25 protein-coding genes are annotated in these 22,455 nt (G+C 66.9%); 14 read left to right on the plus strand and 11 right to left on the minus strand.

Annotation, left to right across the window (positions count from 1 at the left end):
* Window positions 1-19: 19 nt before the first annotated feature.
* On the minus strand, window positions 20-1,000 hold the full coding sequence (locus ACFQU0_RS00220; protein ID WP_382197624.1) for a PDR/VanB family oxidoreductase: 981 nt from the start codon (window positions 998-1,000) through the stop codon (window positions 20-22).
* A gap of 169 nt (window positions 1,001-1,169) precedes the next feature.
* Here ACFQU0_RS00220 and ACFQU0_RS00225 point away from each other — a divergent pair, with 169 nt between their 5' ends.
* The 9 genes from ACFQU0_RS00225 (at window position 1,170) to ACFQU0_RS00265 (ending at window position 13,046) form a co-directional block, all read left to right on the plus strand.
* Window positions 1,170-1,973: an alpha/beta fold hydrolase gene (locus ACFQU0_RS00225; protein WP_382197627.1), complete on the plus strand. Its 804-nt coding sequence runs from the start codon at window positions 1,170-1,172 to the stop codon at window positions 1,971-1,973.
* A gap of 122 nt (window positions 1,974-2,095) precedes the next feature.
* Window positions 2,096-2,878 (plus strand): cyclase family protein, encoded by a 783-nt coding sequence (locus ACFQU0_RS00230; RefSeq protein WP_382197630.1) that lies wholly within the window; start codon window positions 2,096-2,098, stop codon window positions 2,876-2,878.
* Between the two features lie 45 nt (window positions 2,879-2,923).
* Entirely contained in the window at window positions 2,924-3,910 is a 987-nt protein-coding gene (locus tag ACFQU0_RS00235; protein ID WP_382197633.1) for a Bug family tripartite tricarboxylate transporter substrate binding protein, read from the plus strand.
* A 34-nt stretch (window positions 3,911-3,944) separates the two neighbouring features.
* Window positions 3,945-6,149, plus strand: coding sequence for a thiamine pyrophosphate-dependent enzyme (locus ACFQU0_RS00240; protein WP_382197635.1), 2,205 nt, complete (start codon window positions 3,945-3,947; stop codon window positions 6,147-6,149).
* Entirely contained in the window at window positions 6,146-7,672 is a 1,527-nt protein-coding gene (locus tag ACFQU0_RS00245) for an indolepyruvate oxidoreductase subunit beta family protein (RefSeq protein ID WP_382197638.1), read from the plus strand. Before ACFQU0_RS00240 ends, ACFQU0_RS00245 begins: the two co-directional genes overlap by 4 nt.
* A gap of 5 nt (window positions 7,673-7,677) precedes the next feature.
* The gene (locus ACFQU0_RS00250) at window positions 7,678-8,601 is read left to right on the plus strand and encodes an NADP-dependent oxidoreductase (protein ID WP_382197836.1); all 924 of its coding nucleotides are present in this window, start codon (window positions 7,678-7,680) and stop codon (window positions 8,599-8,601) included.
* Window positions 8,602-8,661: 60 nt separating this feature from the next.
* The gene (locus ACFQU0_RS00255) at window positions 8,662-9,507 is read left to right on the plus strand and encodes an inositol monophosphatase family protein (RefSeq protein ID WP_382197641.1); all 846 of its coding nucleotides are present in this window, start codon (window positions 8,662-8,664) and stop codon (window positions 9,505-9,507) included.
* A gap of 133 nt (window positions 9,508-9,640) precedes the next feature.
* The gene (locus ACFQU0_RS00260; RefSeq protein ID WP_382197644.1) at window positions 9,641-12,688 is read left to right on the plus strand and encodes a bifunctional diguanylate cyclase/phosphodiesterase; all 3,048 of its coding nucleotides are present in this window, start codon (window positions 9,641-9,643) and stop codon (window positions 12,686-12,688) included.
* 79 nt (window positions 12,689-12,767) lie between these two features.
* Window positions 12,768-13,046, plus strand: a complete 279-nt coding sequence (locus tag ACFQU0_RS00265) for a SemiSWEET transporter (RefSeq protein WP_382197647.1) — start codon at window positions 12,768-12,770, stop codon at window positions 13,044-13,046.
* Here ACFQU0_RS00265 and ACFQU0_RS00270 read toward each other — a convergent pair whose 3' ends face one another.
* The 3 genes from ACFQU0_RS00270 to purE are packed head-to-tail and all read right to left on the minus strand — an operon-like array spanning window position 13,047 to window position 15,780.
* A complete protein-coding gene (locus tag ACFQU0_RS00270) occupies window positions 13,047-14,063 on the minus strand; it encodes an L-threonylcarbamoyladenylate synthase (protein ID WP_382197653.1) in 1,017 nt (338 codons plus the stop codon). It lies immediately after the preceding gene.
* On the minus strand, window positions 14,060-15,280 hold the full coding sequence (locus ACFQU0_RS00275) for a 5-(carboxyamino)imidazole ribonucleotide synthase (protein WP_382197657.1): 1,221 nt from the start codon (window positions 15,278-15,280) through the stop codon (window positions 14,060-14,062). Before ACFQU0_RS00275 ends, ACFQU0_RS00270 begins: the two co-directional genes overlap by 4 nt.
* A 5-nt stretch (window positions 15,281-15,285) precedes the next feature.
* Window positions 15,286-15,780, minus strand: coding sequence for a 5-(carboxyamino)imidazole ribonucleotide mutase (gene purE / locus ACFQU0_RS00280; RefSeq protein WP_382197660.1), 495 nt, complete (start codon window positions 15,778-15,780; stop codon window positions 15,286-15,288).
* 78 nt (window positions 15,781-15,858) lie between these two features.
* On the opposite strand from purE, the gene trxA reads away from it, so the two are divergent.
* Together trxA and ACFQU0_RS00290 are read left to right on the plus strand one after the other, a co-directional pair.
* A complete protein-coding gene (gene trxA / locus ACFQU0_RS00285; protein ID WP_382197663.1) occupies window positions 15,859-16,764 on the plus strand; it encodes a thioredoxin in 906 nt (301 codons plus the stop codon).
* A 7-nt stretch (window positions 16,765-16,771) separates the two neighbouring features.
* Window positions 16,772-17,323 (plus strand): dihydrofolate reductase family protein, encoded by a 552-nt coding sequence (locus tag ACFQU0_RS00290; RefSeq protein WP_382197666.1) that lies wholly within the window; start codon window positions 16,772-16,774, stop codon window positions 17,321-17,323.
* Window positions 17,324-17,333: 10 nt separating this feature from the next.
* Here ACFQU0_RS00290 and ACFQU0_RS00295 read toward each other — a convergent pair whose 3' ends face one another.
* The 5 genes from ACFQU0_RS00295 to ACFQU0_RS00315 form a co-directional block, all read right to left on the minus strand.
* The gene (locus ACFQU0_RS00295; RefSeq protein ID WP_382197669.1) at window positions 17,334-17,627 is read right to left on the minus strand and encodes a type II toxin-antitoxin system RelE family toxin; all 294 of its coding nucleotides are present in this window, start codon (window positions 17,625-17,627) and stop codon (window positions 17,334-17,336) included.
* Window positions 17,624-17,869: a type II toxin-antitoxin system Phd/YefM family antitoxin gene (locus ACFQU0_RS00300; RefSeq protein WP_382197672.1), complete on the minus strand. Its 246-nt coding sequence runs from the start codon at window positions 17,867-17,869 to the stop codon at window positions 17,624-17,626. The genes ACFQU0_RS00295 and ACFQU0_RS00300 overlap by 4 nt, the downstream gene beginning before the upstream one ends.
* 38 nt (window positions 17,870-17,907) lie before the next feature.
* On the minus strand, window positions 17,908-18,678 hold the full coding sequence (locus tag ACFQU0_RS00305; RefSeq protein ID WP_382197675.1) for a class II aldolase/adducin family protein: 771 nt from the start codon (window positions 18,676-18,678) through the stop codon (window positions 17,908-17,910).
* Window positions 18,679-18,762: 84 nt separating this feature from the next.
* Entirely contained in the window at window positions 18,763-18,960 is a 198-nt protein-coding gene (locus tag ACFQU0_RS00310) for a YgaP family membrane protein (protein WP_382197678.1), read from the minus strand.
* A gap of 69 nt (window positions 18,961-19,029) precedes the next feature.
* Entirely contained in the window at window positions 19,030-19,674 is a 645-nt protein-coding gene (locus ACFQU0_RS00315; RefSeq protein ID WP_382197680.1) for a Crp/Fnr family transcriptional regulator, read from the minus strand.
* A gap of 127 nt (window positions 19,675-19,801) precedes the next feature.
* On the opposite strand from ACFQU0_RS00315, the gene ACFQU0_RS00320 reads away from it, so the two are divergent.
* The 3 genes from ACFQU0_RS00320 to ACFQU0_RS00330 are packed head-to-tail and all read left to right on the plus strand — an operon-like array spanning window position 19,802 to window position 21,547.
* The gene (locus ACFQU0_RS00320) at window positions 19,802-20,362 is read left to right on the plus strand and encodes a cytochrome b (RefSeq protein ID WP_382197683.1); all 561 of its coding nucleotides are present in this window, start codon (window positions 19,802-19,804) and stop codon (window positions 20,360-20,362) included.
* Window positions 20,363-20,379: 17 nt separating this feature from the next.
* Complete coding sequence (locus tag ACFQU0_RS00325) at window positions 20,380-20,946, plus strand: YceI family protein (protein WP_382197686.1); 567 nt, start codon at window positions 20,380-20,382, stop codon at window positions 20,944-20,946.
* A 31-nt stretch (window positions 20,947-20,977) separates the two neighbouring features.
* Window positions 20,978-21,547, plus strand: coding sequence for a YceI family protein (locus ACFQU0_RS00330; protein ID WP_382197689.1), 570 nt, complete (start codon window positions 20,978-20,980; stop codon window positions 21,545-21,547).
* Window position 21,548: 1 nt separating this feature from the next.
* Here ACFQU0_RS00330 and ACFQU0_RS00335 read toward each other — a convergent pair whose 3' ends face one another.
* Together ACFQU0_RS00335 and ACFQU0_RS00340 are read right to left on the minus strand one after the other, a co-directional pair.
* Entirely contained in the window at window positions 21,549-22,127 is a 579-nt protein-coding gene (locus ACFQU0_RS00335; RefSeq protein WP_382197692.1) for an NADPH-dependent FMN reductase, read from the minus strand.
* Complete coding sequence (locus ACFQU0_RS00340; protein WP_382197695.1) at window positions 22,124-22,399, minus strand: YkgJ family cysteine cluster protein; 276 nt, start codon at window positions 22,397-22,399, stop codon at window positions 22,124-22,126. Before ACFQU0_RS00340 ends, ACFQU0_RS00335 begins: the two co-directional genes overlap by 4 nt.
* Between the last annotated feature and the right edge of the window lie 56 nt (window positions 22,400-22,455).

Below are 22,455 nucleotides of genomic sequence, written 5' to 3' on the forward strand. Positions count from 1 at the left end.
TCCTTCGGAGGGTTGGGGATCAAAGGTCGAGCACCAGGCGCGGCCCCCGGGCGCGCGAGATGCAGATCTGGATGACGTTGCCGGCCGCTTTTTCGGACGCGCTCAACACGTAGTCGCGGTGGTCGATGTCGCCTTCGATCACCGGCACCGCACACACGCCACATTCGCCGCGCTTGCAGTCGAACAATGGGTCGCAGCCGTGTTCGATCAGGCAGTCGAGGATGGACTGGTCGGCGTCCACGCGGTGGGTCACACCACTTTGCGCCAGCACCACGTCGAAGGCCTGGTCGCCGGCCTCGGGCACGGCGGCGGTGAAGAGTTCAAAGTGCACGCGCCCCGGTGGCCAACCACGCGCGTGGGCGGCGGCCAGCACCGCGTCCAGCATGGGTTTGGGGCCACACATGTAGACCTGCTCGTCGCTGGCGCAGCCGTCGAGCAACGCAGCGATGTCCAGCGGCGTGCCGGCCTCGTCGTCGGCGTGCACGCGCAGGGAATCGCCCAGCAGTGCTTGCAAGGCGGGCAAGAAGGCCAGCAACGACCGGCTGCGTCCGGCGTACACCATGCGCACCGGCCGTTGTGCGGCGCGCAGTTCGGCCGCCATGCTCAGCAAGGGCGTCACACCAATGCCACCGGCCACCAACAGCACCGGTGCGTCGCCACCGTGCAGCGGGAAGTCGTTTTTGGGCGGCTCGATCACCAGGCGGTCACCCACCTGCAGCCCGTGCATGAAGCGCGAACCGCCACGGCCTTCATCTTCGCGGCGCACGGCGATGTCGTAGTGCGTGGGCGCGCTGGTGGCGCCTGCGTCCGGCAGGGGGTTGATGAGCGAATAGTGGCGCCAATCCTGCTGCTCACCGGGCAGCGACACCTGCACCCGCACATGGGCGCCTGCCTTGAACGCGGGCAGCGCCTGCCCTGCCTGCGCTTGCAGGCGCAGTCGCCGGATCAGCGGGTTGAGCGCTTCGGCTTCGGCGACCCGAACTTCGATGGAAGACGACATGGCGGTGGTTCCATTCCAATGATTTCGGATGTATTCTGGAGCACAACACTTCAAAAGTAAATCAATTCATTTTCATGGTTTTCCCTAGCGCGGATTCGGTGCACGAAATCACCGCTTCGGTGCGAAGATGTCTCGACACGGTGCAAAAAACGTTGGAAAAAACACAGTCATGAACCCGATCAAACAACACACGATCACGACCGCGTTGGGCCCGGTGCACGTGGCCCGTTGTGGGCAAGGCCAGCCCTTGTTGCTGCTGCACCAAACGCCCCGCTCCTGGCGCGAGTACGAACACGTGTTGCCGCTGTTGGGGCGCGGCTTTGACGTCATCGCCATGGACACGGTGGGTTACGGCGACACGCCGCCGTTCGCCGATGGCGACCCCAGCATCGCGCGTTGGGCCGCCACCGCGTTGGCGCTGATGGACGCCCTGGGATTCGCGGCGTTTGTGGTGGTGGGCCACCACACGGGCGCGGTGATCGCGATGGAAATGGCCGCTGCTTCACCGACGCGTGTGCGTGCCCTGGTGTTGTCGTCGTGCCCGTACGTGGACGCCGAGCGTCGCGCGCGCCACGGGCAACACGCGGTGGTGGACGGGGTGACGCACCGCGCCGACGGGGGGCACCTGCTGGACCTGTGGCGGGGCCGGCAAGCGTTCTATCCGGAGGGCGATGTGGCGCTGCTTGAACGCTTTGTGGCCGACGCGCTGCGTGCCGATGGCCGCGCGGCGCAAGGGCATCTCACGGTCAACCGCTATCGCATGGAAGACCGCATTGGCCTGGTGCGTTGCCCCACGCTGTTGATCGGTGCCACAGCCGATCCACACGCCTACCCCGCCGTGCCGCGCCTGGCCCAGGCCATACCTCACGCACAGCGTGTGGACATCGGGGGCGGCATGGTGCCGCTGCCCGAACAGATGCCACAGCAGTTCGCCGATGTGGTGGGTGGCTTCCTGGTGGGCTTGCCTGCCTGAGCCCACGCCATCCCACGGAAGTCGGCGGAAAACGGACAGCGCCGCGCCGTTTCGGGATAGCGCATCACGGTTCCCGTCGGCACCATCACAAGCTACCGACTTTGTGCCATGAAAGGATGACCATGACCGCTTCTTTGACCGACTTTGCGCAGGACATCGCCACCGGCAAGCTGCGCGTGATCGACCTCACCCAGACCCTCTCCGAGTCTTTCCCGCCGCTGCAGCTGCCGCCGCAATTTGGCCAGGTGTGGGCTTTCAAGAAGGAGCGCATCTCGCAGTACGACGAGGCGGGTCCGGGCTGGTACTGGAACAACTTTTCGTGTGGCGAACACACGGGCACCCACTTTGACGCGCCGGCCCACTGGGTCACCGGCAAGGACCACGCCCAGAACACGGTGGACACCATTGACCCGGCCAAGTTTGTGGCCCCCGCCGTGGTGGTGGACGCCAGCGCGGAAGTGGCTGCCAACGCCGACTGGCTGCTCACCGTGGAATTCCTGCAGGCCTGGGAAGCGAAACACGGCACCATCCCCGCCGGCGCCTGGCTGCTGTTTCGCACCGATTGGAGCAAGCGCATCAGCGACCCGGCCAGTTTCGTCAACATGAAGGACGACGGCGCCCACACGCCCGGCCCCACACAAGCGGCGGTGGAGTGGCTCATCAACGAACGCAAGGTGCTGGGCTTTGGTGTGGAGACCATCAACACCGACGCCGGTCAGTCCTACGCGTGGCCGGTGGCCTACCCCTGCCACACCCTGATGCACGGGGCCAACAAGTACGGCCTGCAGTGCTTGAAGAACCTGGACCAGTTGCCGCCCACCGGCGCCGTCATCCTGGCCGCGCCGCTCAAGATCGAGGGCGGCTCGGGCAGCCCGTTGCGTGTGTTGGCCTTGGTCGCTGCCTGATCCTTTCCGTCGTTGTCCCGTTTCACCCTCTGTTGTCTGCCTACCATGAAATTTCCGTTCACCCACCTGACCCGCCGCACCCTGGCCTCCATCGCCTTGGGCCTGTTGGCCACCGGGGCCCATGCCCAGCCGGCCGCCTGGCCGTCCAAACCCGTGCGGCTGGTGGTGGCGTTTCCGGCGGGTGGCCTGGCGGACGTGTTGGCGCGCGTGCTCCAGCCACAACTCACCGAGGCCCTGGGCCAGCCGGTGGTGATCGACAACCGGGGCGGTGCCAGCGGCAACGTGGCCGCCATGGAAACCGTGCGCAACGGCGGTGACGGCCACACCTTCATGGTCAACGTCACCACTATCGAATCGGTGAACCCGCTGATGTTCCCGAGCATGGGTTTCGACCCGGTCAAGGACTTGCAACACGTGGCACTGTTGGCCAACACCCAGCTGTTCCTCATCACCCGCCCCACGCTGGCGGCCAACAACCTCAAGGAATTCGTGGCCTATGCCAAGGCGAATCCGGGCAAGCTGAGCTACGGTTCGGCCGGCAACGGCACCACGCCACACATCGCCGGCGAGCTGTTCAAGCAGACCACCGGCATCTTCTCTACCCACATCCCCTACCGGGGTGCGGCCCCGGCGATCCAGGACGTGATGGCCGGCCAGATCGATTACGCCTTTGCGCCGGGCACGGTGTTCCAGAGTGTGAAGGCCGGCAAGCTCAAGCTGCTGGCGGTGTCCAGCCGCCAGCGCACACCGAATTTCCCAAGCGCGCCGACGGTGGAGGAAGAAGGTTTTGGCAAGGTCTATGTGGAAGCCCCGTTCGCGGTCTACGCCCCCGCCGGCATGCCCGAGGCCAACGTGCTTCGCATGAACCGCGAGATCAACCGCCTGTTGGCGCTGCCGGCGATCAAGGCTCGGTTTGCCGACCTGGGCGCCGACGCGGTGCCCATGAGCCCGGCCGACGTCACCGCGCTGGTGCGGACCGAGGTCGCGTTGTTTGGCCCGGTGGTCAAGTCGCGCGGCATCAAGGTCGACTGACGCTCGCTCGCCTCAACACACCCAAGGAAGCGACATGGCAGAACGTTCGTTTGCCGCCGAGGTGCGGCAGTTGGAGGTGCCGGCCGGCACCGAATTCCATGGCGAGGGCATCCTGGCCGTGACCAAGGCCTTGCTCGAATGTGGCGTGGGCTATGTGACGGGCTACCAGGGCTCGCCCATCTCGCACCTGATGGACGTGCTGGCCGACGCCCAGCCCATTCTGGAAAAGCTCGGCGTGTATTTCGAGCCCGCCGCCAGTGAGGCGGCGGCCGCCTCGGCGCTGTCGGCGTCGGTGAGTTACCCAGTGCGCGGGGCCGTGACCTGGAAGTCCACCGTGGGCACCAACGTGGCCTCGGACGCGCTGGCCAACCTGGCCTCGGGCGGCGTCACCGGCGGCTCGCTCATCATCGTGGGCGAGGACTACGGCGAGGGCTCCAGCATCATGCAGGAGCGCACCCACGCCTTCGCCATGAAGTCGCAAATGTGGCTGCTTGATCCGCGCCCACACCTGCCCTCCATCGTCAAGGCGGTGCACGATGGCTTCGCGCTGTCCGAGGCCTCCAACACGCCGGTGATGCTGCAGCTGCGCATCCGTTCTTGCCACCTGCACGGCAGCTTCATCACCAAAGAAAACCAGCGCCCCAAGTTCACGCTCAACGAGGCGCTGGAAGCACCGGTGCGCGACGTCAACCGCATCGTGTTGCCGCCCGCCTCTTTCCTGCACGAGAAGGAAAAGATCGAGAACCGCTGGCCTGCGGCCGTCAAGTACATCCAGGAACACCAGCTCAATGAATTCATCGATGGCGACATCGAGCACCTTGGCATCATCACCCTGGGGGGCCTGACCAACAACGTGCAGCGCGCGCTGCAATTGCTCGAACTCGGTGACCTGTGGGGCGAGACACGCCTGCCGATGTACGTGCTCAACGTGGCCTATCCGCTGGTGGAAGAGGAGGTGCTGCGTTTCTGCCAGGGCAAGAAGGCCGTGCTGGTGGTGGAGGAAGGCCAGCCGGACTACCACGAGCAGCACCTCAACACCATCCTGCGCCGCCATGGCGTGGGCACCGCCATCCACGGCAAGGACCTGCTGCCCATGGGCGGCGACTACACCGTGGCCGCGCTGCGCAGCGGCATCCGTGGTTTTGTCGAGAAGCACCACCCGGCTGCGTTCGCCAAGCCGGTGTCGCTGGGCATGCCGACGGTGCCCGTGGCCTCTCCCAAGCCTGCACCGGTGATCCCCAGCAGCGGCAACGACATCCAGCTGCCGCCTCGCCCGCCTGGGCTGTGTGTGGGTTGCCCTGAGCGCCCCATCTTTTCGTCGCTGAAGCTCGCCATGCAGGAGCACGGCCAGCATCACATTTCGTCCGACATCGGCTGCCACCTGTTCTCCAGCCAGGCGCCTTTTGACATGGGTGCGACGACCATGGGCTATGGCCTCGGCGCGTCCAGCGCTTCGGCGTTCAATGCCGGCAAGCTGTTTGGCTCGTCCAAGCGGGCGATTGCCATGATGGGCGACGGCGGCTTCTGGCACAACGGCCTGGCCACCGGCATCGGCAACGCGGTGTTCAACAAACACGACAACGTGTTCCTGATCATCGACAACAACTACTCGGCGGCCACCGGCGGGCAGGACATCCTGTCCTCGCGCGCCGACAACGAGCACCGCAGCACCCGCCACCCGATCGAGAACGCGGTGCGCGGTGTGGGCGTGGAATGGGTGCGTTTTGTCTCGCGTACCTACGACGTGAACGCCATGCGTGATGCGATCAGCGAGGCCATGACCACCGAGTACGACGGCCCCAAGGTCATCATTGCGCAGAGCGAGTGCATGCTCAACCGCCAGCGCCGCGAGAAACCCAAGGTGGCCGCTGCCATCAAGGGTGGCGAGCGGGTGGTGAAGGAGCGCTTTGGCGTCGACGCCGCCGTCTGCTCGGGCGACCACGCCTGCATGCGCGTCTCCGGCTGCCCCAGCCTCACGCTGGCGCCCAGTGGTGACGCCCTCAAGCCCGATCCGGTGGCCCACGTGGACGAAGCCTGCGTGGCCTGTGGCCACTGCGGCGAGGTGGCCGATTCGGCCGTGTTGTGCCCGTCGTTCTACAAGGTCGAACGGGTGCACAACGCCAGCGGGGGTGACCGCTGGTTGAACGGCCTGCGCCACAAGGTGCTGGGCTGTTGGCACCGCCGCACCCACGCTGCCCGCGCTCAGCGCGCCCTGTTCCCCCTGGAAAACCTGTCATGAGCCTGAGCAAAGCCCGTTCTATCAACATCGCCATCCTGGCCCTGGGTGGGCAGGGCGGCGGCGTGCTGGTCGACTGGATTGTGGGCATGGCCGAACACGAGGGCTGGACCGCCCAGGCCACCTCGGTGGCCGGCGTCGCCCAACGCACCGGCGCCACCATCTATTACGTCGAGCTGGTGTCCAAGCAGGACAGACCCCGCCCCGATGCCCAGCCGGTGCTGGCCCTCATGGCCGTGCCCGGCGACGTGGACGTGGTCATTGCGGCCGAGCTGATGGAGGCCGGCCGCGCGGTGCAGCGTGGCCTGGTCACGCCCGACCGCACCACCCTGATCGCCAGCAGCCACCGCATCTATTCGGTGTTGGAAAAGACCACGCCCGGTAACGGCCTGGCCGACAGCGAACCGGTGGCGCAGCTCCTCAAGGACAACGCCCGCCAGCTGGTGTTGGACGACATGCAGGCGCTGGCGGTGAAGAATGGCAGCGTCATCTCTGCCAGCCTGTTTGGCGCCTTGGCCGGCAGCGGTGCGCTGCCCTTCCCGCAATCCGCCTTTGAGGGCGTGGTGGAGCGCAACGGTGTGGGGGTCAAGACCAGCCTGGCCGCCATGCGCGCTGCCGCCGACCTGGCCCGCCAGCCCATCGCCCAGCCCAAGGTGGCCGCCTCGGGCATGGAAACCACGGCCCGCGCCTTGCCCGATCGGGCCGCCGCCCCGGCCGTGCAGCCCTTGCTCGATCGCATCCGCGCCGACTTCCCTGCGCCCGCCTGGAACATGCTGGGCGAAGGCCTGGCACGTGTGCTGGATTATCAGGATGTGGCCTATGGCCAGGAGTACCTGGACCGCGTGGCTGCCTTTGTGCGCTTTGGCGATGCCACCACCGTGGCCGAGGCCGCGCACTGGATCGCGGTGGCCATGAGCTACGACGACGTGATCCGCGTGGCCGACCTCAAGACCCGGCCCGAACGCTGGGCCCGCGTGCGCCGCGAGGTGGGTGCAGGTGCCGACGAGGTGGTGGGCACCGAGGAGTTTTTCCACCCTCGTTTGCCTGAGATCCTGGGCCTGCTGCCCGTGGGCCTGGCGCGCAGGGTGCAGGCCCATGCGGGTCTCAGCGGCTGGCTGGCGGCCCGCTTCGACAAGGGCCGGCGCATCCGCGCCTTCAGCCTGCGCGGCCACGTGCAGTTGCGTTTGGTGGCCGGCCTGCGCCGCTTGCGCCGGGGCAACCTGCGCCACGCCGAAGAGATGCAACACATCCAGCAATGGCTGGACGCGGCCTTGGCCATCGCACCGCAAGACCTGGCCCTGGCCACCGAGTTGCTGCGCTGCCGCCGCCTCGTCAAAGGCTACAGCGACACCCACGCGCGCGGCAGCAGCCGTTTTGATCGCTTGATGCAAGCCGCACAGCTGCTGCGTGGCCGCGAAGGCGCTGCGGCCGCCCTGGCCTCGTTGCGCGAAGCGGCCCTGCGCGACGCCGAAGGCAAGGCGCTGAGCCAGCGTTGGAGCGCGCTGCAGTTGCCTGCCACGGCGTGAGCGCCATGCGGGCCGTCTGGTACGAGGATTACGGCCCGCCCAGCGTGTTGCGCGTGGGCGAGCGCGACACACCCGAACCCGCTGCCGGCCAGTTGCGCGTGCGCTTGCTGGCGTCGGCGCTGGCGCAAATCGACGTCAAGCTGCGCGCGGGCGCATTGCGCGGCCACTTTGCGCTCAGCTTGCCCAAGATCCCGGGTCGCGATGGGGTGGGCGTGGTCGAGGCCATTGGCGCTGGTGTGTTCGGCTGGCGGGTGGGCGACGCGGTATGTGTGCTGGCGGCGCCGTTGGACGACGGCACCTCGGCCAGCCACATCGTCTGCGATGCGGCCCGCGTGGTGCCTCGCCCCGAAGCGCTGACCCTGGCGCAAAGCGCGGCCTTGCTGCAGCCAGGCGTGAGCGCCTGGGCCGCCGTGACCACGGCCGCGCTGCAGCCGGGCATGCGGGTGCTGGTGCATGGTGGCTCTGGTGCTGTGGGCGCCTTGGTGCTGCAGCATGCGCGAGCCCTGGGGGTGCACACCGTGGCCACCTGTCGCCACGACCACCTCGACCACACCCTGGCCCAGGGTGCCGACGCGGTGATCGCCTACGACCGCGAGGACTTTGGCCACCTGCGTGGCCTCGATGTGGTGTTCGACTTCGTGGGCGGCCACACCCACGCCCGTTCCTACCCGCTGCTTCGCCCGGGGGGGTCCATCGTGTACCTGGTCGCGGCGCCCTTTGAGGACCGGGGTGCAGCCCATGGCGTGAAAGTGGTGCGAGCGGTGGTCAGCGACGCGCCCGAGGCGCTCCGGGGCGTGGCCCACGCGGCGCGCGAGGGTTTCTACCGGCCTTTGGTGTCGCACAGCGTGCCCTTGTCGGAAGCGGCTGCCGCCCATGCCGCCCTCGAGAACGGCCAGGTGCAACGCGGGCGCATCGTGTTCGAACACTGATCTCGCGACCTCCGCGCCGTGAACTTGCGGCATCATGGTGTGCCGCTTCGCTGCCTCGCCATGACGCCCCTTTTTGACGCTTCCCAACTCGCTACCGTGGCCACTTTGCTGCGTGAGGTGGCTGCGACCGAGATAATGCGCCGCTTCGGTCGCCTCCAGCGCGACCAGATCCACGAAAAGACGTCGGCCTTCGACGTGGTGACCGAGGCGGACGAGGCGGCCGAACGCGCGATTGCCGCCGGCTTGCGCGCGGCCTTCCCGGGGGCCGACGTGGTGGGCGAGGAGGCCACCGGGCGCGACCCCGCCTTGCTGGACCTGCTGGGCAGCAGCGCGCTGGTGTTCGTGGTGGACCCACTGGACGGCACCAAAAACTTTGCCTCGGGCCTGCCGCTGTTCGGCGTGATGGTGGCGGTGGTGCAGCGCGGCGAGGTGGTGGCTGGCGTGATCCACGACCCGGTGGGCCAGACCACCGCCTGTGCCTTGCGTGGCCAGGGCGCGTGGTTGCTGGCGCCCGACGGGCAGCGCACGCCCTTGCGCGTGGCGGCCCCCCAAGCCGTGAAGCAGATGCACGGCATCGTCAGCACCAACTTTGTGCCGGAGCCCTTGCGCACCCAGGTCAACGCACGCCTGTCCAGCCTGGCCACCACCAACTGGTTCCGCTGTGCCGCCCACGAATACCGGCTGGCCGCCGCCGGCCACGTGGACGTGCTGTTCTACAACAAGCTGATGCCGTGGGACCACGCGGCCGGTTGGCTGCTGCACCAGGAGGCGGGTGGCTACAGCGCCCATTTTGATGGTTCGCCGTACCGGCCCACCCACACCACCGGCGGCCTGCTGTGTGCGCCGGACCGCGCCAGCTGGGCCGCTGTGCACCGGGCTTTGTTGGGTGATGCGTCGCCTTCTTGACATTGCTTGACCTAGGTCAAGGGGTGCGGTGGGGGCACGGGGACAATCCCGCATCCCCACGAACCTACCCATGAGCGACCAGCCGCCTGCGCGGCAGCCGCACCGAAGCCATTGGCTTCACCGAGCTGCCTTTTTGTTGACCGTTGCCGCCGTGGTGTTGGGCCTGGCCGGCTTCACGCTCTACCGCGACCAGCAGCGGTTGCGCGAGCGTGCCAGCACCAGCACCCAAAACATCGCGGCCCTGCTGGACCAATCCATCGCCTCGGCCTTTGACAAGGTGGACAGCGTGTTGCTGAGCACCGAACAGCTGTACCTGCGGCGCGGTCCGGGGGGTGTGCCCACGGCGCTGCCCCCGTCCGACGTGAACGCACAGCTGCGGCTGCTGGCGGCGCATGTGCCTGAGGTGTTTGCCATCCGCATCCTGGACCGCAACGGGGTGCTGCGCTACGGCAGCGACGAGTTGCCGGCCCAGCGCATGAGCTACGCCGACCGTGGCTTTTTCACCCGGCTGCGCGACAACCCCGGCCAGGGCCGCGTGGTGGATGGGCCTTTGCTGGGGCGCCAGCACACGCAGTGGATTGTGGTGCTGGCCCGCCCGCTGCTGGACAAGGAGGGGCGTTTTGCCGGCGTGGTGTACGCCAACTTCCGCACCGCCTTTTTCGAGCGCATCCTGTCGGCGCCGGTGCTCGGCCCGCAGGGCGCGGCCACGGTGCGCACCACCGATCTGGCGTTGGTGCACCGTTTTCCGGACACCCAGGGTGCGGTCGGCAGCCGCAACGTGTCCAGGGAACTGGCGGCTGCCATCGGGGCCCACCCGCAGGCGGGCGAATACATCGCCGCCACGGCGCTGGACGGCATCGAGCGCAGCAACGCCTACCGGCGCGTGAGCGGCCTGCCGTTTTACGTGATTGTGGGCACCGCCACACTCAACGACACCCGCCACCTGTTGCGGTATGGGTCGGTGTTGTTTGCGCTGGCGGCGTGTGCGTTGGGTCTGGCAGCGGTGGTGGTGTGGGTCAACGTGCGCAACGAGCGCCGGCTCCGGGCCGACATCAGCGCCCGCAAGGACATCAATGCCGCCTTGCAGCGCGAGGTGGATGAGCGCCGCCGTGCCGAGGCGCAGGCGACCCAGGCCTTGCGCTATGCGCGCGGTCTGATCGAAGGCAGCCTGGACCCGCTGGTGGTGTTGGACCGTGAGGGGCTGATCACCGATGGCAACCAGGCCTTCGAGAGCTTTGTGGGCCAGCCCAAGGAGGCCTTGATCGGGCAGGCGTATGCGGCTTGGTGTGTGTTGCCAGAAGCCGCCCGGCTCACGGTGGCGGCGGTGTTTCACCACGGCAGTGTGCACCGCCAGCCCTTGGACATGCGGCTGGCGGCCGGCGAGGTCAAGCACACCTTGTTCAGCGCCCGCCTGTACCGAGGCCCCGACGACGAGGTGGCGGGCCTGGTGGCCACGGTGCACGACACCACCGAACAACGCCGGGCCGAGCAGTACATGCGGGTGGCGGCGGCGGCCTTTGAAGCGCAGGAAGGCATGATGGTCACCGACGCGCAGCATGTGATTCTGCGGGTCAACAAAGCCTTCACCCGCATCACCGGCTACAGCGCCGACGAGGCCGTGGGCCAGACGCCGCGCCTGCTGAGTTCGGGGCACCACACGCAGGACTTCTACACCGCCATGTACCAGAGCCTGACCGAAACCAACGCGTGGCAGGGCGAGGTGTGGAACCGGCGCAAAAACGGGCAGATCTACCCGCAGTGGCTGACCATCACCGCCGTGCGCGATGCCGACGGCCACCTGGACAACTACGTGTCCACACTCTCCGACATCACCTTCCGCAAGGAGGCCGAGGACAAGATCAAGGTGTTGGCCTATTTTGATGCGCTCACCGGCCTGGCCAACCGCCGCATGCTGATGGACCGCCTGGGCCACGCGCTGGCCAGCAGCAACCGGTCGGGGCAGTATGGCGCGCTGTTGTTCATCGATCTGGACCGCTTCAAGAACGTCAACGACACCCTGGGCCACGACTACGGCGACCTGCTGCTGCAGCAAGTCGCCCAGCGCATCACCGCCCAGGTGCGCGAGAACGACACGGTGGCACGCCTGGGTGGCGACGAGTTTGTGGTGATGCTGGACGCGCTCACCGACCGCGCCGACACCTCCGCCGACCACGCCCGCCTGGTGGGCGAAAAACTGCTGGCCACCATTGGCGAGCCCTACCACATCAAAGGCCTGGAGTGCCGCAGTTCGCCCAGCATAGGCATCACCCTCTTCATGGACCACCACCACACGGCGGAGGAGGTGCTGCGCCAGGCCGACCTGGCCATGTACCAGGCCAAAGGCAACGGGCGCAACGGCCTGCGCTTTTTTGACCCGGCCATGGACGCCGAGGTGGCGCGCCGCGCTGCGTTGGAGCACGACCTGCGCAGCGCCATCGAACACCACCAACTGGAGCTGCACTACCAGGCGCAGGTGAACGGGCGTGGCGACACCGTGGGCGCCGAGGCGCTGGTGCGTTGGTCACATCCCGCGCGTGGGCGCGTCTCGCCAGCCGAGTTCATTCCCATCGCCGAAGAGTCCGGGCTGATCCTGCCGCTGGGCGCCTGGGTGCTGGACGAGGCGTGCCGGCAACTGGCCACCTGGGCCGCAAACCCCCAACTGCAGCGCATCACGGTGGCGGTCAACATCAGCGCGCGGCAGATCCAGCAAGAGGACTTTGTGCAGCAGGTGCGCACCGTGGTGCGGCGGCACGGCATCGAGCCCCGGCGCCTGAAACTGGAGCTGACCGAAAGTGTGCTGATCTCCGACATCCAGGGCATTGCCGACAAGATGGTGGCGCTGCAGCTCGATGGCATCCGTTTTGCGCTGGACGACTTTGGCACCGGCTTCTCATCGCTGAGCTACCTCAAGCGTTTGCCGCTGGACCAGCTCAAGATCGACAGCAGCTTTGTGCGCGACATCCTGATCGACCCCAGCGACAAGGCGATTGCGCGCATGGTCATCTCGCTGGGCCACAGCCTGGAGCTGGAGGTGATCGCCGAAGGCGTGGAAACCGAGGCTCAAAGCAGCATGTTGGCCTCGTTGGGTTGCCACCGCTACCAGGGCTATTTGTATGGCAAAGCCTGCGCCGCTCCCGCGTTCGAGGCCTTGGCGCTGGGCGCCGCCACCGCACCCGCATGACGGTCGTGTGTGTTGGTCGCGCGCGGCGGTTTTGTATAGTGGCGCTCCACATTTGACCGCCGCAACGCCATCCACCGCGATGTCCTCAGCCTTCATTGAATGGGTCGGTTTTCTCGCCGCCGCGCTCACCACCCTGAGTTTTGTGCCCCAGGCCTGGCTCACGTTCAAAACGCGCGATGTCGGCGGCATTTCGCTCGGCATGTACAGCGCCTTCACCCTGGGCGTGGCCTTGTGGCTGGTGTACGGTTTTGCCCTGGGCGCCTGGCCTTTGATCGCAGCCAACTCGGTCACCTTGTCGCTGGCCTTGGCGATTCTGGTGATGCGGTTGCGTTTTGGGGGCAAGCGCTCGGGCGCCTGATCAGGCTGCCGCGCGTTGCAGGCGGTCGCGCACGCCGTCCCATTCGGGCGCGGGTGGGGGCGTTTCGATCCAGATCAGTTTGACGCCGGCGTCGTCGAAAGCGCGCAGCACGGCGAACAGCTCCTGCGCGCAGGCAGCGGCGTCGTCGGGCATGGCGCGTTGCACCAGGTGTTTGCTGGCACTGTTCACCCGACTGCGGGTGTAGACGGCGATGTGGCGGGCGTCGGCACCGAGCACGTCCAACGCGCTCTGGATCTGCTGGGCGTCCATCAACCGCACCTTGGCCTGGGGTGCGTAGTGGGATTCCAGGGTGCCTGAAGCGCGGGGCGCTTGTTCGTCGCGGGCCCGCAGGGGCTGGCCACACACGGCTTCGATGTGTGCGGCTGTGAGCATGCCAGGGCGCAGCAGCACGGGGTGGCCCCGGCTGGCATCCACGATGGTGGATTCGATGCCCACGTCGCAGGGGCCGCCGTCGAGCACACACAGTTCGGCGTCGCTCAGCACGCCCTCGAACTCGGACACCACGTGTGCCGCCGTGGTGGGGCTGACCCGGCCGAAGCGGTTGGCGCTGGGCGCGGCCACGCCCCACACGCCGAGGGGCCGCGCGGCGTGCAGCACGGCCTGGGCCACGGGGTGCGAGGGGCAACGCAGGCCGATGGAGTTTTGCCCGCCGGCGGCCACGGCCCCCACCACCTCACGTCGCGGCAGGATGAGGGTGAGCGGGCCGGGCCAGAAGGCGCGCATGAGGCGCAGCGCGAAGTCGGGCACGTCGGTGGCGTAGTGTTGCACCGCTGGCCACCATTCGGCCTCGGTGGCACCGGCCACGTGCACGATCAGCGGGTGGTTGCTGGGGCGGCCTTTGGCGCTGAAGATGCGCGCCACCGCGCTGGCGTTGTCGGCGTCGGCGCCGAGGCCATACACGGTTTCGGTGGGCAGGCCGAGCAGGCGGCCATCGGCCAGGGCCTGCGCCGCCTGCGCGATGGCGCTGGCTTGTCTGCCGTCCAGCGGGGTGCTCATGGCAGGGCGGGCAGGCCCAACATCGCCGCTGCTTGAGTGGCGGTGGCTTTCACCTCGGCCACGGTGGCGCCAGTGATGTTGAGGTGGCCCATCTTGCGGCCAGGGCGGGCGTCGAGCTTGCCGTAGAGGTGCAGGTGGGTGCCGGGCAAGGCCAGCACGCGGTCCCAGGCGGGCGAGCGCGCGGTCTTGTCGGCGCCCTCGGGGAACCACAGGTCGCCCAGGATGTTGAGCATGATGGCCGGGCTGTGCTGGCGCACCTCGCGCAGCGGCAGGCCGGCCATGGCGCGCACCTGTTGCTCGAACTGCGACACGTCGCAGGCGTTTTGTGTGTAGTGGCCGCTGTTGTGCGGGCGCGGGGCCATTTCGTTGACCACCAGGGCGCCGTCGGCGCTGCCGTCGTCGATGACGAAGTACTCCACACACAACACGCCCACGTACTGAAGCTGGTGGGCGATGGCGATGGTGGCGGCGCGGGCCTTCTCGCAGAGGGCGGCGGGCAGGGCGCCTTCATACACCTCGGTCACGGCCAGGATGCCGTCGATGTGGGTGTTGCGCTGCACCGGGTAGCTCACCGCCTGGCCGTTGGCACCGCGCGCGACGATCACCGAACACTCGACCTTGAGCGGCAGCATTTTTTCCAGCACGCAGGGCACGCGTTTGAGCTGGTCCCAGGCGGTGGCCAGCTCGGCGCGGTCTTTCACGCGGATCTGGCCTTTGCCGTCGTAACCTAGGCGTGCGGTCTTGAGGATGCCGGGCAGCAGGTCGGCCGGCACGGCGGCCAGCAAGGCCTCGGATTCGATGGCGGCGTAAGGCGCCGGGCCGATGCCGCTGGTGGGCAAGCTGGCCACGAAGTGGGCCTTTTCCTGGATGCGGTCTTGCGCCACGGCCACGGCGTGGGCGCCGGGGGCCACCGGGCGGTGGGCGCCCAGGGTGATGAGCGCGGGCGCGGGCACGTTTTCGAATTCGGTGGTGATGGCGTCGCAGCGTTGCATCAACTGCGCCAGGCCTTGTTCGTCCTTGTAGCCGGTCTGGATGTGCCAGTGCGCCACGCGCCCAGCCGGACTGGCGGGATCGGGGTCGAGCACCGCCGTGAAGTAGCCCATGGCCTGGGCGGCGTGCACGAACATGCGGCCCAGCTGGCCGCCGCCCATCACGCCCAGCGTCAGTTGCTGGCCAGTGGCGCCCGTGGTGCCGGGGAGCAGGGTCTTGAGGGTCATGGTGTTCAGGCGGCCGGGGGGAGTGTCATGCCGCGTGCGGCTTCGGTTTGTGCCGCGCGGAAGGCGATGAGTTGCTCGCGCAGGGCGGGGTTGCCGTTGGCCAGCATGGCCACCGCAAACAGGGCGGCGTTGGCCGCGCCGGCCGCACCAATGGCAAACGTGGCCACCGGCACGCCCTTGGGCATTTGCACGATGCTGTGCAGCGAATCCACGCCTTGCAGGTGTTTGCTGGCCACGGGCACGCCCAGCACGGGCACCGGGGTTTTGGCCGCCAGCATGCCGGGCAGGTGGGCGGCGCCGCCGGCACCGGCGATGATGGCTGTGAGCCCGCGCGCGGTGGCGGCCTCGGCGTAGGCGAACATGTCGTCGGGCATGCGGTGGGCCGAGACCACACGGGCCTCAAAGGCCACACCAAACTGCTCCAGAATCTGAACCGCGTGTTGCATGGTGTCCCAGTCGCTGCTGGAACCCATCACCACCCCGACTTGAACGTCCGCCATGCTTGCTCCGTTAAAGTTGGGATTTTACGGTTCGGCCCCACATGGGCCGCATTCCCACCGCTTGCAGGCCCATAGCCCATGATCGACGTCACCATCCAAAACTTTGAAGCCGAGGTCATCGAGGCCTCCATGACCACGCCGGTGCTGGTCGATTTCTGGGCGCCCTGGTGCGGGCCCTGCAAATCGCTCGGCCCCATCCTTGAAAAGGTGGAAGCCGCCTACGCCGGCCGCTTCAAGCTGGTCAAGATCAACTCCGATGACGAGCAGCAACTGGCGGGCGCTTTCGGCATCCGCAGCATCCCCACCTGTGTGTTGTTGATGGGCGGCCAGCCTGTGGACGGTTTCATGGGCGCGCTCCCCGAAAGCCAGGTCAAGGCCTTCCTGGACAAGCATTTGCCGCCCGCTGACGAGCTGCCGCCCGAAGTTGTGGAAGAAGCCGCAGCGCCCGAGCCCGTGGCCGCGCCCGGCAGCGACGACGCCATCGCCGCGCTGGCCCAGGCCGTGGCCGACAAGCCCGACGACGACAACGCGCGCTTCGATTTCATCAAGGCCCTGCTGCTGGCCGGCCGCACCGACGACGCCAAGGTGGCCTTCGCGCCCGTGATCGCCAAGGCCATGGCGGTGCGCAAGCTGGAAGCCCTGCAACACTGGATGAACGCGTTGGACGTGGTGGAGAACGCCTACGAGCCGGCCGACGCCGCGCTGGCCGCGCGCATCGCCGCCAACAAACGCGATTTTGACGCCCGTTATGAATTGGCCCAGCACCACATGGCCGCCCAGCGCTGGACGGCCGCGATGGACGAGTTGCTCGAAATCCTGATGCGCGACAAGGCCTGGAACAGCGACCTGGCGCGCAAGACCTACGTGGCGATCCTGGAAATCATCGACGTGCCCAAGCCCAAGGTGGCCGAAGGCCAGATCCCGCCCGAAGACCCCACCGTGGCCACCTACCGCCGGCGCCTGAGCAGCGTGGTGCTGAGCTGAGCCACGCGTGGCGGTTCACTGTTCTGTATTCATTGCCACCAGCCTCGACGGTTTTATTGCCCGCGAGGATGGGGGCCTGGATTGGTTGGACCAGGCCAACGCTGGGGTGCCACCGGGCGAGGATTGTGGCTACGGCGCGTTCATGGCGTCGGTGGATGCGCTGGTGATGGGCCGACACACCTTTGCGAAGGTGTTGGGTTTTCCCGAGTGGCCCTATGCCGACAAACCGGTGTGGGCGCTCAGCAGAACGCTGCAGACCTTGCCAACGGGCCTGCCACCTTCGGTGAGGCTGCTCAGCGCCACGCCGGCCGAGGTGTGTGACCAGGCAACTGCTCTGGGCTGGACGCGGCTGTATGTGGACGGCGGCCTCACGTTTCAGGCCTTTCTGGCGGCGGGTTGTGTGAGCGATCTGACCATCACCGTCATACCCACGTTGTTGGGGCGTGGCCGCCCCCTGTTTGGGGATGCCGGTCGCGATGTGGCTCTGACCCACGTGGCGACAAAGGCCTACCCTTTTGGGTTTGTACAGAGCCGATACGAGGTGGTGGCGCCGCTGTAGTCTGGGCGTCTCAGCGCAGGCGTGTGTGGGCGGTGCGGTAGACGGCGTTGTCTTCCCGCTTGCCCACGGCGACCACGGTGACCGTGACGGTGTGGTCGTTCACCTCGTAGACGAGGCGAAAGCCCGTGGCGCGCAGCTTGATTTTGTAAGCGTTGGGCAGACCCGCCAGCTTGGCCGATGGCACATGGGGTTGCTGCAGGCGCTCGGCCAGCGTCTTCTTGAACTGGGTCTGCACGGCTTTGTCCAGCCGCTGCCATTCCTTGAGCGCGCTGGTCTTGAAGGCCAGCGCGTACACAGCAGTCACAAATCGTCCAGACGCACGGCCACGCTGGCTTCGTCTTGGCGCGACTTGACGATTTCGGCCAGGGCCTGATCGTCGATGTGTTCCATCATGGCTTCAAAGGACGCCACCGGCACCAGGTAGGCGGCCGGCTTGTTGTGGTTGAGCACGGCCACCGGTTGTCCCATGGCCGCTTCGATCACGGCGCTGGGGTTCTTTTTCAGTTCGCTGATGCTGACGGAGGCGCTGGCCAGAAGGTGTTCCATGCGGCAATTATGACCAAAATTGTGGTCTGAATCCAGGCTCACGTCTTGTAGCCCGGGTCCAGCCGCTCCAGCTTGCGCAGCAGCGCCGGCCAGGCCAGGTTCGCGCCCTGGCCGGCGGTGGCGGTTTTCATGACCGCGCCCATGTCGCTGATGATGCGGGGATCGACGTGCACCAGTTCGCTGCCACCGGCCAGCGCATCGATCTGGATGCGGCAGGTGTTCTCCAGGATGTACATGGACAAAAAGGCGTCGGCGATGCTGCGGCCCACGGTCAGCAGTCCATGGTTGCGCAAGACGAGGTGGTTGGCTTGCCCCAGGTCGGCCTGCAGCCGCGGTTTCTCGTCGGGGCGGAAGGCCACGCCTTCGTAGTCGTGGTAGGCCAGCGAGGCCAGCACAAAGGTGGACTGCTGGCTCAGCGGCAGGATGCCGTGCTTCTGCGCGCTCACGCCCACGCCAGCGCGGGTGTGGGTGTGCAGCACACAGACCGCTTCAGGCCGGGCCTCGTGCACCGCGCTGTGGATCACGAAGCCGGCCGGGTTGACCGGGAAAGGGGAGTCGTGCAGCTTGTTGCAGGCCATGTCCACCTTGACCAGGCTGCTGGCTGTGATCTCGTCGAACATCAGCCCGTAGGGGTTGATGAGGAACTGGTGCTCGCCGCCGGTGACGCTGTCGGGCAGCTTGGCGCTGATGTGGGTGAAGACCAGGTCGCTCCAGCCGTAGGCGGCCACCAGGCGGTAGCAGGCCGCCAGATCGCAACGCAGCGCCCATTCTTCAGCGCTGACCTGTTCTTTCAATGAGGGGATGTGCATGGCGACCACCGGGCGTTGTCAAAAACGCCGATGGTGCGCCAGCCAGTTACACGCGCGCTGTCGCTGCCAGGACAGCGCAGGCGTTCAGTCGGCCTTCTTCACAGAACATGTGTTGAAGCCAAACATCGCATAGGGCGGGCACCAGCCCATGAGGCCGGTGGCCAGCGGCACCAGGCCGATGTAGCCCCACAGGCCCACCGTGCCGGTGGCGGCGGCGGCGATGAGGGCCAGGCCGATGACGATGCGCAGGGTGCGGTCGATGCCGCCAACGTTTTTGGTCATGTGAGTCGCTCCGTGGTTGAACAATGGGGCGAGTGTGCGCGTGGCGTTGCGGTCTGTCTGTGACCGAGGTCACGCAGTGCTGGCGGTGCCGTTGGCCAAGGCCCGCAGGGCGGTGGGGTCGCGTACGTCGATGCTCTCGCGCGACAGCGCCAGCCAGCCTTCGCGCTCAAAGCGGTGCAGCAAGCGGGTGACGATTTCACGCACGGTGCCCAGTTCGTCGGCCAGGGCTTGGTGGGTGGTTTTGATGGGGCTGCCGTGGCCGAGCAGGGCGGCGGCCAGGCGTTGGTCCAGCCGCTGAAAAGCGACTGCCTCGATCAAGGCGGTGAGGTCGGCCATGCGTTCGGCAAACAGGCCGAGTACGAAGTCGCGGAACGCCGTGTCGGCCAGGGCGTGGCGGAAGGCTGCGGGGGGCAGCAGGGCCAGTTGGGTGTCACGTGTGGTGACGCCCTGCGCCGACAGCGCCGTTTGTGCGAACAAGGCCGAGGAGGACACCAAGCACAACTCACCGGGCACGACGCGGTACAGCTCCAGGGTCCGGCCCTGCGAGGTGTTGCGCGACACGCGCACCTCGCCTTGCAGCAGCAAGGGAAAACCGGCACAGGCCTCGTGTTCACGGAACAGGGTGGTGCCGGCCGGCACCTCGTGCAGTGGCAGGCCGCGCAAGGTGTCGGCCAGCGCAGTCAGAGCGGGGTAGGTCGCGATCAAGGTGGTCATGTTCGAGGGACAAAGTTCCTCAAAAAATTTGAATGAAAACGACAAGGCAATTGAAAAGCTTTGACGATGGAATCTCTAGACTCGCCCCACTGTGCTGCGCCGCAGCAACGATTGGAGGGAGTTGCCCATGTCAGACATTCAACCGATTGCCCGTTATAGCCGAGTTGCCGTGCTGCTGCACTGGGTGCTGGGCCTTGCCTTGATCGCCATGTTTGGCATGGGCCTGTACATGGCCGACCTGCCGTTTTCGCCGCAGCGCCTCAAGCTCTACAACTGGCACAAGTGGGCGGGTGTGAGCATTTTGCTGCTGTCTGCGCTGCGCCTGGCCTGGCGCCTCACGCACCGCCCGCCGGAGCTGCCCGAGGCCGTGGCCGGCCGCATGCCTGCCTGGCAGCGTGTGGCCCACCACGCCACCCACCACGCGCTGTACCTGCTGTTTTTTGCCGTGCCGCTGCTGGGCTGGGCGTACAGCTCGGCCGCCGGTTTTCCCATCGTGTGGTTCGGCGCGGTGCAGTTGCCTGACTTTGTGCCGGTGAGCGAATCGTTGGCCGAAGTGCTCAAGCCGCTGCACAAGTTCAGCGCCTTTGCCATGGCCGCTCTGGTGTTGATGCACATCGGCGCCGCGCTCAAGCACCAATGGCTGGACCGCGACGGCTTGTTGAGCCGCATGTTGCCCGAACGCGCCTGACTTTTTCGGAGAACCCCATGTCTTTTGCTCGCATTTCGTTTTCTGTGGCCGCTTTGGCCTTGATGTCCCTGCCTGCGCTGGCACAACAAAAACTGCTGCCCGAACAAAGCGAGATCGCCTTTGTGGCGCGCCAGATGGGCGTGCCGCTGGAAGGCAAGTTCCGCAAGTTCGACGCCCAGATCAGCTTTGATGTGGCCAAGCCGCAAACCAGCAAGATCGCCTTCACGGTGGACGTGGGCAGCGCCACGCTGGGCTCGCGCGAGACCGATGCCGAATTGCCCAAGGCGCCCTGGTTCAACGTGCCCAAATTCCCCCAGGCCACGTTCCAGTCGAGCGGCGTCAAGGCGTTGGGCGGTGGCAAATTTGAGGTGGCTGGTCAGCTGACTATCAAAGGCACCGCCCGCCACGTGGTGGTGCCGGTGGCATTGAGCCAAAGCGGCACTGTCACCACCGCCACGGGCACCCTGCCGCTCAAGCGCCTGGCCTTCAAGATCGGCGAAAACGAGTGGGCCGACACGGCCATGGTGGCCGACGACGTGCAAGTCAAGTTCAAGCTCGCGCTCAGCGGCATGGGCAAGTTTTAAGTTTTTCTGTTCCAACCCTCAGGAGTTTTTCATGCGCAACACCCTCATTGCCCTGGCCGCTGTGGCCTCCCTGTCCGCTGGTGTGGCCCACGCCGCCGACTACGCCATCGACCCGACCCACACCTTCGTGACCTTCGAGATCGACCACTTTGGCACCACCACCAACCGCGGCCGTTTCGACAAGAAGGAAGGCACGGTGCAGTTTGACCGCGCGGCCAAGACCGGCAAGGTGGATATCAGCATCGACGTGGCCTCGGTGAACACCGGCACCGCAGCATTCGACAAGCACCTGCAGAGCGCTGACTTGCTGGATGCGGCCAAGCACCCGAAAGCGCGCTTTGTGTCCGACAAGTTCGCCTTCAACGGCGACAAGGTGAGCGAGGTCAGCGGCCACTTCACCCTGCTGGGCAAAACCGTGCCGGTGACCCTGAAAGCCAACAAGTTCAACTGCTACGACAACCCCATGCTCAAGCGTGAGGTGTGTGGTGGCGACTTTGAAGCGACCATCGACCGCAGCGCCCACGGCCTGAACTATGGCGTGGACTGGGGCTTTGCCAAGAACGTGCGCCTGGTGGTGCAGGTCGAGGCGGTCAAGCAGTAAGTCAGGCGTTGAGCTTGCGGGCTGTGTGGAGCACCTGCTCCACCACGCCCACCACACTGGCCTGTTGCGTGGCGTCACGCAGCAGGCCTTTGTCGTCAAAGGCCGTTGCGGCTTGCCCCAGGGCGAATTGTTTGGGGGCCACCCAGCATTGCAGCTGGCGCATCAGCGGCGCCAGCTGGCCCAGGCCACGCACGCCGCCCAGCGCACCGTTGGAAGCGGCCAGCAGGCCCACCACCTTGTTGTTGAAGGGTTTGGTGCCCACGGCCCAGTCGGCGTCGCCCGCGATGGGGCGCGACAGCCAGTCCAGCGTGTTCTTGAGCAGGCCTGTGTAGCTGGCGTTGTACTCGGGCGAGCAGATGATCCAGGCCGGGTGGGCATGCACGATGGCCTTCAGCTCCCGCACCTTGTCGGGGGTGCCTTGTGCTTCCAGGTCGCCGTTGTAGAGCGGCAGCTCGAAGTCGGCGAGTTCCAGCAGGGTGACGTCGGCGCCGAGATCACGGGCGGCTTGGGCGGCCACGGCGGCCAGGCGGCGGTTGAAGGACTGTTGGCGGGTGCTGCCGGCAAAAACCAGTGTTTTCATGAGGGTTGGGGTCCAGGTTGGGTGGCGTGTTCGAGGGTGTGCAGAAAGTGCAGGGCCTGCCAGCGGTCGTCACCACACATGGCGGGTTCGGGCGCGAGCGAACTGCAGACGGCCGGGCGTTCGGGTTGGCCGAACAGGCGGCAGCGCAGGTCCTCGTCCAGGTGCGGGCAGGGCACACCCGCCGGCTTGCCTTGGGGCAGGCCGGGCAGGGGGCTGGTGATGGACGGGGCGATGCAGCAGGCGGCGCAACCGGGACGGCAGGCAAGACTCATGGCGGCCGATTGTCCTTGATGCCCCAAGGCCGGGTGGCGCGTGGGGTGGTCGAAAA

The sequence above is a fragment of the Hydrogenophaga defluvii genome (assembly GCF_042665235.1).
GTDB lineage: Bacteria > Pseudomonadota > Gammaproteobacteria > Burkholderiales > Burkholderiaceae_C > Hydrogenophaga > Hydrogenophaga defluvii_A.